The organism is Butyrivibrio sp. FC2001, from assembly GCF_000424125.1.
Lineage (GTDB): Bacteria > Bacillota > Clostridia > Lachnospirales > Lachnospiraceae > Butyrivibrio.
The window spans coordinates 82,477-95,095 of the sequence record NZ_KE384134.1; the positions used below are offsets into that span (position 1 = coordinate 82,477).

The following is a 12,619-nucleotide window of genomic DNA, read 5'->3' on the forward strand; positions in this document are numbered from 1 at the left end:
CTTATCAGATATAGGCCCTGCTGTAGAGATTAAGGATATCTTCCTTTGTTGTCTTTCTGGGATTTACCAGTATGTTACCGCTCTTCATTGCATCATCTGCCATGACATCAAATTTATCCTTGCTTACACCAACTGTTTTAAGCCCTGCAGGAATTCCCAGTGACTCATTTAGCTTAGACAGAAAATCTGAGAGCATACCTGATGAAAAGTCCTTACTGTCAATATTTTTCCCGCTTACAGCCCTGTAAATATCGTAGTATTTTCCTTCATCTGACAGAGCATTGAACTCTACTATCGTGGGAAGAAGAATTGCATTTGCAACCCCGTGGGGCACATCAAAATATGCACTTACAGGATGGCTCATGGCATGAACGTTACCAAGCCTTGCATGTGAAAAAGCTATGCCGGCAAAAAGTGAACCAAGGAGCATAGCTTCGGCTGCCTTTACATTGGATCTGTCAGCAACGTAGGGGCAGATATTATTCCCGATAAGTTCAAGTGCCTTAATGGCAAACATATCTGAAAAGGGTGACGCTGCAAGAGAAAGATACGCCTCCAGCGCATGGACCAGAGCGTCAACGCCGCAGGCTGCTGCAGTCTTTTCAGGCACGCTGTAAATGAGCTCAGGATCGAGGATTGCATACTTAGGGATAATGTGCTCACTTCCCACAGTAAGCTTGTAATTTCTGCTATGATCCGTGATAACAGCAAAGGCTGTGACCTCTGAGCCTGTTCCGGCAGTTGTCGGAATCGCAATTATGTCAGCTGTGATCTCCTTAACCTTGCCAACTCCCTCGTATTCTGTTATATCGCCTCCGTTTGAAACAACTACAGCCACAGCCTTGGCAACGTCTAAGGGTGATCCGCCTCCAAAGGCTACTATGAAGTCAGCACCGCTTTCCATATATCCCTTTGCTGCCTTCTTCACAGTGTCTGTGCAGGGATTGCCCTCTGTCTCTGTAAAGGCTTCGCTCTCTATTCCCTCACTTCTAAGTGCATCAGCGCATTTATCAACCATACCTATCTTGTTAAGGTGCGGACCCGATATAATATACGCCTTTTTACCACCAATCCTCTTACCAAGCTCAGGGAGCCTCTTAAGGCTCCCTGCACCAAAAACGATATTCTGAGGTATTGAAAAAGAAAATGATTCCATGTTAAATAACCTCCACTTTTTATGCTAATCTTTTATTTCTGTAACGTATTCCAAGATGATCATCGTTCTCCATGGGATGATCCTTTTTATCCTTTCCAAGAAGGAATCCGTATTTTAACGGATCGTCCTCATCGATTACCCACTCATTAAGTCCTGTTATATAGGCACTTCCCATTATCTTTGGAATTATTCCGTGTTTTCCTCCCACATCCACTGCTGTGGTTGCTACTCCCTTGAAAATCGCTCCTGTTATACTCTCGTAGGTAAATACTTCGTTAAGTCTAAGGAGCCCCTTTGCATAGAGGGCTGCCAGCTTGGCACTGGTTCCTGTTCCACAGGGTGACCTGTCAGCCTGGGCATCTCCGAAAATCACACAGTTTTTCATATCTGCCTTTGGATTCTTTGTGTGTGCATAGAATTCCACCAGGTCAACACTTGTGATATCAAGGTAGGGATGCTTTATTTCAACGGTTCTGTTTATAGCTTCCCTGATTCTCATTCCAAGCTCTGTTATCTGATCAATGTTACTCATCTCAAGCCTTAAGCCGATTTTCTCCGCATCCACAAGAGCAAAGAAGGATCCTCCAAAGGAAATGTCGTAGGTGATCTCGCCCCAGTCCTCGAAGTAAAGAACCTGGTCCTCCAAATACAGGAAAGACGGCACATTAAGTATGCTTGCTCCCACCGGCTTTCCATCCTCTACATGCACCCTTGTCTTAATGATTCCCGAGGGTGCATCAAGCACCACATCAGTATATGGTTCTACCGCTTCAACCATCCCGGTCTCAACCAGCATGGTGGCTGTACCTATACTTCCGTGACCACACATATTCAGGTATGAAGCGCTGTCCATGAAAATCACTCCCACATCAGCGTCCTTGTGCACAGGCTCGGTAAGAAGTGCTCCAAACATGTCCCTGTGACCTCTTGGCTCGAGCATAAGGGCTTTTCTTAGAAAATCGTAATGCTCTATCACATAATTTTTCTTTTCCATCATGGTGTCGCCTACAAGCTTTGGAAATCCTTCGTAGACTATCCTTGTGGACTCTCCCATGGTGTGAGAATCTATGGTTTTTATTCTATATGCATATTTCCCAAGACTTGGTTTCATATTATCAGTCCCCGTATTTTTTCTTTACTATTGCCGCCAGTGCCTGTGCAGTTCCTTCCACTTCCAGAAGTGCACTGTTGATTATTATGTGCTTATGCTTCGGATCAGAAGGTGCGTACCCTGCAAAATACTTGTGGTAATTCAGCCTCGCCTTATCAACCTCATTTATCATTTTCTTGGCGTCTTCCTTTTTCATACCAAGACTCCCTACACAATTGGCGAGCCTGTCAGCGTAAGAAGCATATATATAAACATGTATTGCGTCCGGGTCATCCTCAAGAATGTAGTCAGCGCAGCGTCCTACAATGATGCAGGAGCCTCTTCCTGCCATTCTTGAAATGATCTGACTCTGGCATTCAAATATCTTCTTTTGTTGCTCCAGTGAATCTGTCCCCAAAGGAAATAGCATATTCCAGAATGATGTTTTCTTTTCCTCAGAATCACTAAGTGTTGAAACCGGCATGTTCATCTGCTTCGCTGTGGCTTCAACAATGTCCCTGTCATAGAACTCAACCTCCAGAAGCTCTGAAAGCCTTTTGGCTATTGGTCTTCCCAGACTTCCAAATTCACGAGTTATTGTCACAACAAACCTTTTCATGGCCATTCCTCTTTTCAGAAATATTTTTTATCGAGCTGTCATTACCATCACCGCTATGTAAAAGGAATCTTGATAAAAATGCTCTTGTTCTCTCCTGCTTGGGATTACCAAGTACCTCCCTGGGGCTTCCTTCTTCAACCACATACCCCTCGTCCATAAAAATGATGTGATCAGCAACGTCAAGGGCAAAGTCCATCTCATGGGTCACCACGATCATTGTCATTCCCTCTTTCGCCAGCTCGGTCATAACGTTTAAAACCTCCCCAACCAGCTCCGGATCCAGAGCGCTTGTAGGCTCATCAAAAAGCAGCGCCTCCGGTTCCATAGCCAATGCCCTTGCAATAGCGACTCTTTGCTGTTGTCCGCCTGAAAGCATGAAGGGCTTAGCCTCTGTTTTTTTTTCAAGTCCAACCTTTGCAAGAAGTTCCAGGGCTTTTTCCTTTGCTTCAGCCTTGTTCATATGCCCTGTCAGAACAGGTGCCATGGTCACATTTGCAAGAACGGTTTTAAGCGGGAAAAGATTGAATCTCTGAAAGACCATTCCTACCTCTTCCCTGAATTTTCTTATATCTGCATTCTTATCAAGGATGTTGTCTCCCTTATAGATGATTTCTCCGGAGGTGGGCTTCTCCAGCTGATTGATGCATCTTAAAAAAGTGCTTTTCCCTGAACCGGAGGGACCTATGATGCAGACAACTTCGCCTCTTTTTATTTCTACATTGATGTCCCTTAGTACCTCCAGGTCTCCAAAGGACTTTGCAAGATGTCTTACAGATATCAAACTCTCACTCATAAAAATACCTCCATCACTTTTTAGTAATATTCTCAACCATCCTTTGAAGAATCATCAGTATCGATAACAGGACCAGATAGAACAATGCGCAGGCAGTGTAAGCAGGAAGAGTATTGTAGGTTCTTGCAACATAGTTCTGTGTCTGTCTTGTAATGTCATTAACTGAGATTACCGATAAGAGCGCTGTGTCCTTTACGGAAATGATGAACTGGTTAAACAGCCCCGGAATCATGGCCTTAAAAGCAGGAGGGATGATTATGTGAGTAAGGATCTGGCCCTTTGTAAGTCCAAGGGCCTCTCCTGCTTCTTTTTGTCCAAGTTCAACACTTTCAAGGGCTCCCTTTACGATCGCAGATATAAAAGCTCCGGCATTTAGGGTAATAACAGTGATTCCTGCTACCACAGAATCCAGCACGAATTTCTTATGGGTTATCCCTGTTATGATGGCCGGAACTGCAAAGTATACATACAGCGCCTGAACAACCAAAGGTGTTCCTCTTATGATCCACACGTATACATTTGCTATTCCTCTGGCTATTTTGTTCTGACAAGAAAGCGCATATCCACTGACAGCCCCCAGAATAAATCCAAGCAGGATACCGATTATTGCAATCATCATGGTAATCTGCAGACCCCGAAACAGCATCGGCATGATTGCCTGTAAAAACTCAAAACTCATAATCATCACTCCTCAAGTAAGACTTTTTAGTTATTCACACCATTTTGCCTTGATCTCATCAAGAACTCCTGTCTCAGAGAGATAATCAATGGCTTCATCAAAATCCTTTATAAGGTCGGGATACTCGTCACATGCACTCATGGAAAGTGCAACTGCGTAGGGTGCCTGACCTGTGTAGAACTCATCTCCTACAGTTTTAAGCTTTATCTCGCCTGTCTTAATTGAATAAGCTGTTCCTGGAAGATCGTAGATTGTTGCATCAGCCTGCCCGTCTTCAACTGCCTTATAAGCAAGAGCCTGGGAATCATAGGACTGGATGCAGCTCTCAGGAAGATTTGCAACGCCGTATTCGTAAGCGATTGTTCCGCTCTGAAGAGCTACTGTGTAATCACCGCTTGTTAAGTCCTCGACAGATTTGATTGTCTCGTTGTCAGGGCTTACAACAACTACAATTCCTGCATCATAGTAGGTCTTGGAGAAGTTCATGGTCTTCTTTCTTTCATCAGTAGCGCAGAGTGCAGCGGCTCCTACATCGAGCATGCCCTGGCTAAGTGATGTTCCAAGGGGACTGTAATCCATATCCTGAATAGTCTCATCAGCTATTTCAAAACCAAGTACATCCTTAAGTGCATATAGGAAATCCACATCATAGCCCTGAAGGGTTGTGCCATCCTCAGCAAAATAAGAGAAAGGTGCATAGGTGCCGGATGTTCCGATTGTAAGAGTTACGCCTTCCAATGATCCAAAGCACTCAGGCTTATCTGAATCAGAAGCTGTAGCTGTTTCTTCAGTAGTCTCTTCCGTTTCTGTCTCAGCCTCTTTAGTGGTTTCTTCTGTTTCAGTTTCTTTTACTTCATCAACAGATTCCGTAGCTTCCGATGTCCCCGAAGCTTCACCGGATGATCCGCATCCTGTCACCACACCTGCAAGCATTGATGTCACCAGTAGCATTGATAGAACCTTTTTTTTCATAATTTTCTCCTCCATTTCCTTTGCTTTTTCAATAAGAGCATCCTGTCGTTTTCTTATCCCCGGGGTTTTCCAGGGTATAAAAAAACAGCAGACATAAGCAACATAAACGCCATTGTCTGCTGTTCTCATTGAATTATCATGTATTTTTACATAGACTATTTAGTTTGTAAACTAAGAGTTTCTCATGTCTGTCATTACAAATCTTAATGACGGATCATACATTGTGTCTGTACTCATAGGGAAGTACCTTTGTCTGGTTGTAGCTGGGGCAGTCCTTTACCCACTCAAGGGACTCCTTTATGATAGCTGTCTGCATGGGAATATTGTTTGGCTCACCTGCGTTTGATCCGATCGGAACATGAGGCGCTGTAATTCTTGGAGCACCCTGCTGCCTTGCAATGGGCGGGAGGGCTGCTATCACAACGCAGCTCATTCCTTCAGCTTCACAGCATCTTGTAACAATTGTTGCTGACCTGTGACAGGTTCCGCAGCCACCTGTACAAAGAACAATATCCACTCCCTGTTCCTTAAGCTTTCTTGCAATCTCGGGGCCTGTTTCGTTCTTGAACTTCTCAACGTTTCCGCCGCCTCCCATGAAGGTGTAGGTCTCCTTTGAAAGCGATCCGATGAACCCCTCCTCTACCAGTTCGTGAAGTCTGTCGATGGGGAACATGGCATTTACGTCCTTGTTGATGTCAGAGTTGTCAAAGCCGCCGTGAGTAACCATGAGCTCAGATGAGGGAGTATCAAACTCGATTGTACGATAAGAAAAATCTCCTGATGTATTAAAGGGTGTCTGGCTCTTTTTATGTATTCCACCCGCAGTGATAAATGCCACCTTACATTCACTTAAGGGCTTTTTTAATTCTGTGAAAACCGGTCTTGGAGTTACCGGTACAAATATTTCTGACTGTAATCCGCTAATTGTTGTTAATTTCATATCTGTCACCTCTTTCTGTTCTTTTAAAGATTCATCATGGTCTTTTTGGTTTTAGGTTTTTCCATTAAGCATTTGCCACTAAAATCTAGATTGTTCTTGCAGGAATATCGCGCTTTCCAACGGCTCTCATGGGGCTCAGGTAAAACTCCACCATCTGACCGCATTCAAGTGACATATCCGTAAACACCCATCTTCTGGGTACTGCCACCGTTCCAAGGTCATCCATAGTCTCCACCTTAACAGCCGTATCATTGACCTCTACGATTTGTCCTCCCACAAGACATGGTGTAAACAGGTTATCCCTTATAGAGCTGTCATCATAGTCATAGCCCGCATCCTCTACCTTGAGATAGCTGAAATGGAATTCCAGCTCCACGCCAGGCTCCAGTTCAATTTCTGATAAAATGATTTTTTCAGGAATCGTTATAACGCCAAGTCTTCCATGCAAATGCACCTTTACCATATCTTCGTTTATCTCTTTAACAAGTCCTCCCATAAGGATGGGATTTATAATATAATCCAGTTTTTCCATAGGCTTTACCTTTTTAATGAAGAGTGCCACTTTCAACAAGCTCTGTCTCTTTAAGGCCAAGGAGTTTGTTGTTAGCATTGATAACATCGTTATTCCACTTCTTGGGAGCAGGAAGAATCTCAACACCGCTCATTTTGTTCTTTAGCATTGCGATAGCTCTTGTAGCTACCTCCTTTGTTACACAGGAGCAGCCTGCAATATTGTTTTCAAATCCGCCCTTATCCATGTTTTCTTCAACCATTGCTGTGGCATATTTATTGCCCACTACGAGCTGTCCCTGATATGCACAGAAGGATACTCCCACAACGGGTATTCCTCGTTTTCCTGCCTGCTCAATGTGCTGTATGAAATCAATATGGTTGTTACCAAAGCCCTCGGTTGTGATGATGCAGCCATCCACATCAAGGGATTCAAGAAGGGATCCAAGCCTCTCTGAAACCCAGAGCTTTTCATCATTGACCTGAGGTGATCCGACAAAGATAACACCGATAAGATCCATCTCCTCATCTGCAGCCAGGCCCTCAACAAGGGGCTCGCGGATGTAATGTCTTGTCATCTCCTTAGTTGCAGGTCCGATACATGTAAGAGCATGGATGGAACCGTCTCTAACCTGGTTAGGTGTAAGCATTATCGGAACATTACCGCAATCTACATTTTTCTGACCTCCAAGTATTCCGCAGGGTTCTGTAGGACAGATAACATTATCGTGCATAGCTCCCTGTCCCATGATTTCCTTAACGAGCACAACTCTGGGGTTTCCTGGTCTTCTTACATCCTCGCAGATTTCTTCGCGGATCACTTCGCCGTCATATTTCTTAAGCTCATCTCTTATGGCCTGAATGATATAGTCCTGACACTTGTGAGCTGCGAAGGGGCCTGGTCTTGTCATACCTGAAAGTCTCTCAATAACTACATGGCAGCGGATAATGATATCCTTTTCATCTGCGCATCCCGGATGTCCAAAGTACATCTTTTCATCAAGGTATCCTTCAGATGATCCAAACTCATGGATCTGTACACCATCCTCATCTACACCTGTCAGCATAAATACAACGCCTTCAGCAACCTTGGTAACGCCGTGTCCAAGCTCGCCCTCAACCTTTGTAGCAATCGGACATACATCCATAATTGTGTCTGTGTACACATGTCTCTTGTCCGGATAAATTACATCAAGCTCTATGCTCTTGCAAAGCGGATCTTCCTTTACTGCTCTCTTTGTGATAGCTGAATCAATCGTAATCCTGCCATCCTTTATAGATGTCTCAGAGCCAATCTCAACTTCATTGATTCTGATGTGCTGCTTTTTAAGAGTGTTGAAAACCTTCTTGGTTTTAGGTGCTTCTTCTTTCCTGGTTTCTATCTCCCCGGTACTGGGCTCTTCACATTTTATGGTGCCGCCGTGCTCAAAGGCTGCAATTGGAATATCAAGTGAAAACTGTTCAAGATCCTTAGCCTTACCAATTTCAATATGTATCATGTTATTTCCCCTTCCTGTTTTTGTAGTAGGTCTCTCCTCCTCTTTAGTACATGCTTCTTCTGTTTTCTCAGGCTTCTCATCTGTGTCATTTACCTTATCAAGAACCTCTCTGGTGATAGGAGTAAGTGCCTCCACATCAGTGGTAAGAGTACTTCCAAGCACCTGCTCAATCCTGAGTCCATCGCTACTAAGTTCAAGTAATCCCGCTTCAATCATGTCTTCAAAAAGTGCCGGATCCTCTAAGTCCGCTTCTGATATCACAAGTCCCTTCTGCCTTCTGCAACAAAAGATTGCAGGATCCTTTAAATGCATCTGTAATGTTTCCTTTGTTATTGACATACCTTTCCTCCCTATCCTTAATGTATTTTTCTGATTAGTTTTATATTTACGGCTCTGTTGGCCTGATCAGTGCAGTGATAAACCGGTAACCCAAGCTTTGGCGCACAGCTCATAACTGTATTGGAACAATCTGTGCAATTGCTTATCAGTACTGCCTGTGCTCCTGCTTTTTTAAGCTTCATTATCTTTTGAACCTGTCCCGGACATTTCCCCGGGTTCTCGCACTTTAAAGTGTTCTTAACGGGAATAGCCTGTTTACAGGATTCGACTCCTACAACACTGCTTCCAAGGCTTTCTGCAATTTCCCGTAGTCTCTTTTCATCAGCTCCGCATGCACAAACAAGAAGTCCTATTTTTTCAGGTCCCTTAGGAAAACATTCAGTTACTATAAGTCCTCCTGTGGTTTTAACTACCGGCTTATCTGGCTCTGTTCGTTTACCTGTAAAGGGTCCGCCCATTATTATTTCTCCGTAGCCTTCTCTGCAGCCGCCCTGTTCATCCAGAATACTTCCAACGCTTTTTCCTATTGGCACATCCATGAGAACTTTTATGATATTTTCTTTTTCGCAGCCCTTTATCTTCCCCGCTACCGTCATGTTCTTATCGATGAGCGGTTTTTTAAGGTCGACTGCTTCCTGAATTCTGCAGGCTGTCTCAGCGTTTATGACAATTGCATCTGCTTCAAGAGGTAGCGAAGTAACCGATAAAAGCTTTCCAAGTGTTTCTCTTATAACCGCTCTTTCTTCGCCCATGGGATACATGTTTGGAAGAAGGGTGACCCTTATCTTCTCTTTTTGCTCTGATTCCCCGAGTGCTTCCTTTAGCTTGGTGATTGCTTTTTCATGAATCTCTTTTATTGCTATGATTCCTCTCTTTGCGCCTGTGATATCCATTGCAATCTCAAGTCCCCTTAAAAGCTGCTTCGGATTTTCTTCAATGGCTCTGATGTTATGTTCCAGGATCGGTTCACATTCAGCTGCATTTATGATTACTGTTCCTTCACCCTGAAACTTTCCCGAAAGCTTTACGTATGTAGGAAATCCCGCTCCGCCAAGACCGATGATTCCTGCCTTTTGTATAAGCTTTAACGGTTCTGTTTCAGTAAGCTTAATGTAAGTGGCTTCCTGCTTTTCATCAGCGTCAATCACTATCTCGTTTTCACTTACCTCTTTTACAATTCCGAAAACGCTTGAATATATAGGGCAGCCCATTTTGCCCTCCTCTATATATGCAAGAAGCTGCCCTCTACATATGTTGTCACCCTTGACAACTGTAGGGGCAGCTTTCGCTCCGATACCCTGTATAAGAGGAAAACAGTACATCTGTCTCATATCCTGTACCTCGCTTCCTTCGACTTGCCTAGATTATAAGCACCTGCTATTTATCTTGTAAAATGAACAAATTTCAAACTGTCATTAAAAATTCTCATCTTACTATCCCATTAAATAAAATCATTGACCTATTTGGATCGATGTATTATATTTGGTACCATATTATTTATTCATGAAAAATTTTCATATATAAAATGGCAAAGGCGTCAGAAGATTATTCTTCCGGCGCCTTTTTTCTTATAGATAATCCTTTGGATTACCTATAAAGCACAGATTTTGCGTAACTTTTTGTCTTATTGAATTATTTGATATTTGGGAGCATTCTATGGATATAAGAAAGCTTATACTTTTTGAAGACGTTGCAAACACACAGAATTTCACCAAAAGTGGTGATAAGCTTGGCTACACCCAGTCAGGTGTAAGCCACATGCTCAAATCACTGGAGGATGAGCTTGGCTTTACTTTGTTCATACGTTCCAAGCAGGGAGTAAAGCTGACAGATAGTGGTCTGGGAATCCTTCCAGCGGTCAGGTCACTTCTAAGTAAGTATGAGAACCTTACTCAAACCGTCAACGAGATACATGGTATTGAAAAGGGTTCACTTACAATCGCCACATTTTCGAGTATATCTATTCATTATCTCCCAAAAATCATTCATGAATTCAAGGAAAAGTATCCGTCCATAAATATTGAACTTCTAGAAGGTGGAACTGATGATATTGTCAGCTGGGTAGAAAATGATATTGCAGACTTTGGCTTTTTGAGCCATGAAAATACTAAGAATCTTGAGTGGATCACATTGGCTGAGGATCCGTTACTTGCTATTATGCCTAAGGATTCAGAGCTGCCTGAAAGTGGTGCTATTAACATTGAATTCTTCCAGGACAAACCATTTATCATGACCTCAATGGGCACAGATTATGATGTGCACAAAGCACTCACTACATCTAATGTAACGCCCAATGCTATTTTTTCATCCAAGGATGATCACGCTATTATATCCATGGTCTCTAATGCGCTGGGCGTCAGCATTCTCCCCGGTCTCGTTGTGAAAGGCTTTGAGAATCAGGTCTCATGCTATGCAATAAATCCATATTATTCAAGGACTCTTGGAATCGCACTCAAATCAAGGGAAGCCCTGTCTCCTGCCGCAAAGAAATTCATAAAGCTTGCTACGACTATTATCAGTAGTAATCCACTTAGATAACAAAAGAAAAGGCTGCCGCTATATTTTTACCATCAGATTATAACCATTTATTATTTTTTTTATTGCAATTTAATATATTTATCAAACTGAATATCGTAATATTAAAAATGAGGTATTGTTCTGTCTTCAAATGAGAATAAGCTATGGAAAACTTCACTTTTGACAAAGATATTCAAACTGCATATGAGCAATTGCTACATCCTATTGCAATTTTCCATGTTACAGAAGAAGGGGTAAAAACAGTAGTTGTATCCCGGGGCTTTTGTGAGCTCTTTGGCTATGCGGATTTTGAGCAGGCTTATAAGGACATGGAAAATGATAGCTTTACGATTGTGCATCCTGATGATGTAAACAGAATCAAAACAGAAATGAGACGATTTTTAACAGCGGAAGGCAGATATGAGGTCATTTACCGTTCGAACCAAAAGGATGAAACCCCAAATAAATTGCTGCGTTCCGAGACTAAGTTTGTGCACATGGATAATGGTGTGGTATTGGCTCACGTCTGGTACATGGATGAGAGTACAGACGTAAATCAGAAGATTATTGATCTTGCCCAATCCGTTACAGCTCTTCTTACTAACATGCCTGCAATGACTTTTTCAAAGGATGTGCTAACCAGAAAATATCTCGCTTGTAATCAGGCTTTCGCAGACTATGCGCATAAAGAAACACCTGATGGGGTTGTTGGTCTTACAGATTTTGAGATATTTGATGAAGATACGGCACTTCATTTTATCGAGGACGATAAGAAGGCACTGGCTATGGATAAGCCATACATTTTCTATGAGGATGTACCTGATGCAGCAGGTAATCCCCGCAGATTCCAGACGACTAAGCTTAAATTTGTTGATACAACCGGAAAAGAGTGTCTTCTTGGTTTGTGCCAGGATGTCACAGAAGCGATGCAGATTAAAAAAGAATATGGTGAAAAGCTGGCCTACGCCAATGATCAGGCTCAAATTGATGCACTTACCGGAATCAGGAATAAATATGCATATAATGAATTGGAACAGAAAATAAACGACCGGATCAAAAAGGGCATCCAGGATAAGTTTGCTATTACTGTTTTCGACGTGAATGATCTTAAAAAGATCAATGATACTCTTGGACACCAGGCAGGTGATGAATATATACGTAATGCATGTAAATATATATGCACAAAATTCAGACATAGTCCGGTTTTCCGCATAGGTGGTGATGAGTTCGTTACTATTTCTGAGGGAGAGGACTATGAGAATATCGATGAAATATTGTTCTTTATATCAGAAAATAATAAAGACGCCAAGCGTACCGGAGGAATGGTAATAGCCTTTGGTATGTCAAGTTTTAGTGATAACGATGAGGATGTAGCGTCTGTATTTATGCGGGCTGACAAGCTCATGTATGAAAATAAGAATGAGCTCAAAAAGAGCTGACGACCTAGCCTATACTGCACAGGGCTCATCCATCCTATTAAATATAGAAAAACCACCGACAAATGC

12 protein-coding genes are annotated in these 12,619 nt (G+C 42.7%); 2 read left to right on the top strand and 10 right to left on the bottom strand.

What is annotated here, in order from left to right; all coding sequences use genetic code 11:
• Positions 1-4: 4 nt before the first annotated feature.
• The 10 genes from G601_RS0119375 to prdC all read right to left on the bottom strand — a co-directional run bounded on the left by G601_RS0119375 (position 5) and on the right by prdC (position 9,928).
• Positions 5-1,156 (bottom strand): iron-containing alcohol dehydrogenase, encoded by a 1,152-nt coding sequence (locus G601_RS0119375; RefSeq protein ID WP_026666322.1) that lies wholly within the window; start codon positions 1,154-1,156, stop codon positions 5-7.
• 19 nt (positions 1,157-1,175) lie between these two features.
• The gene (locus G601_RS0119380) at positions 1,176-2,267 is read right to left on the bottom strand and encodes a proline racemase family protein (protein ID WP_026666323.1); all 1,092 of its coding nucleotides are present in this window, start codon (positions 2,265-2,267) and stop codon (positions 1,176-1,178) included.
• A 4-nt stretch (positions 2,268-2,271) separates the two neighbouring features.
• A complete protein-coding gene (locus tag G601_RS0119385) occupies positions 2,272-2,865 on the bottom strand; it encodes an AAA family ATPase (protein WP_026492443.1) in 594 nt (197 codons plus the stop codon).
• Entirely contained in the window at positions 2,834-3,658 is an 825-nt protein-coding gene (locus G601_RS24260; protein WP_051200998.1) for an amino acid ABC transporter ATP-binding protein, read from the bottom strand. Before G601_RS24260 ends, G601_RS0119385 begins: the two co-directional genes overlap by 32 nt.
• A gap of 13 nt (positions 3,659-3,671) precedes the next feature.
• Positions 3,672-4,337: an amino acid ABC transporter permease gene (locus G601_RS0119395; protein WP_026492442.1), complete on the bottom strand. Its 666-nt coding sequence runs from the start codon at positions 4,335-4,337 to the stop codon at positions 3,672-3,674.
• Between the two features lie 30 nt (positions 4,338-4,367).
• A complete protein-coding gene (locus tag G601_RS0119400) occupies positions 4,368-5,309 on the bottom strand; it encodes an ABC transporter substrate-binding protein (RefSeq protein WP_026492441.1) in 942 nt (313 codons plus the stop codon).
• Between the two features lie 214 nt (positions 5,310-5,523).
• Positions 5,524-6,258, bottom strand: coding sequence for a D-proline reductase (dithiol) protein PrdB (gene prdB, locus G601_RS0119405; RefSeq protein WP_255346228.1), 735 nt, complete (start codon positions 6,256-6,258; stop codon positions 5,524-5,526).
• A gap of 76 nt (positions 6,259-6,334) precedes the next feature.
• A complete protein-coding gene (locus G601_RS27045; RefSeq protein WP_026666325.1) occupies positions 6,335-6,781 on the bottom strand; it encodes a CBO2463/CBO2479 domain-containing protein in 447 nt (148 codons plus the stop codon).
• Between the two features lie 13 nt (positions 6,782-6,794).
• Positions 6,795-8,597, bottom strand: a complete 1,803-nt coding sequence (prdA, locus tag G601_RS0119415) for a D-proline reductase (dithiol) proprotein PrdA (RefSeq protein WP_026666326.1) — start codon at positions 8,595-8,597, stop codon at positions 6,795-6,797.
• A 17-nt stretch (positions 8,598-8,614) separates the two neighbouring features.
• Positions 8,615-9,928, bottom strand: coding sequence for a proline reductase-associated electron transfer protein PrdC (prdC, locus tag G601_RS0119420; protein WP_026666327.1), 1,314 nt, complete (start codon positions 9,926-9,928; stop codon positions 8,615-8,617).
• Positions 9,929-10,253: 325 nt separating this feature from the next.
• On the opposite strand from prdC, the gene G601_RS0119425 reads away from it, so the two are divergent.
• Positions 10,254-11,135, top strand: a complete 882-nt coding sequence (locus tag G601_RS0119425; protein WP_026492436.1) for a LysR family transcriptional regulator — start codon at positions 10,254-10,256, stop codon at positions 11,133-11,135.
• A 143-nt stretch (positions 11,136-11,278) separates the two neighbouring features.
• Positions 11,279-12,553, top strand: coding sequence for a sensor domain-containing diguanylate cyclase (locus G601_RS25480; protein ID WP_026666328.1), 1,275 nt, complete (start codon positions 11,279-11,281; stop codon positions 12,551-12,553).
• Positions 12,554-12,619: the final 66 nt, after the last annotated feature.

Coding starts and splice junctions, on each gene's coding strand:
- G601_RS0119425 (WP_026492436.1), top strand. CDS start 10,254: ATGGATATAAGAAAGCTTATACTTTTTGAAGACGTTGCAAACACACAG.
- G601_RS24260 (WP_051200998.1), bottom strand. CDS start 3,658: ATGAGTGAGAGTTTGATATCTGTAAGACATCTTGCAAAGTCCTTTGGA.
- G601_RS0119400 (WP_026492441.1), bottom strand. CDS start 5,309: ATGAAAAAAAAGGTTCTATCAATGCTACTGGTGACATCAATGCTTGCA.
- G601_RS25480 (WP_026666328.1), top strand. CDS start 11,279: ATGGAAAACTTCACTTTTGACAAAGATATTCAAACTGCATATGAGCAA.
- G601_RS0119385 (WP_026492443.1), bottom strand. CDS start 2,865: ATGAAAAGGTTTGTTGTGACAATAACTCGTGAATTTGGAAGTCTGGGA.
- G601_RS0119380 (WP_026666323.1), bottom strand. CDS start 2,267: ATGAAACCAAGTCTTGGGAAATATGCATATAGAATAAAAACCATAGAT.
- G601_RS0119375 (WP_026666322.1), bottom strand. CDS start 1,156: ATGGAATCATTTTCTTTTTCAATACCTCAGAATATCGTTTTTGGTGCA.
- prdA (WP_026666326.1), bottom strand. CDS start 8,597: ATGTCAATAACAAAGGAAACATTACAGATGCATTTAAAGGATCCTGCA.
- prdC (WP_026666327.1), bottom strand. CDS start 9,928: ATGAGACAGATGTACTGTTTTCCTCTTATACAGGGTATCGGAGCGAAA.
- G601_RS27045 (WP_026666325.1), bottom strand. CDS start 6,781: ATGGAAAAACTGGATTATATTATAAATCCCATCCTTATGGGAGGACTT.
- G601_RS0119395 (WP_026492442.1), bottom strand. CDS start 4,337: ATGAGTTTTGAGTTTTTACAGGCAATCATGCCGATGCTGTTTCGGGGT.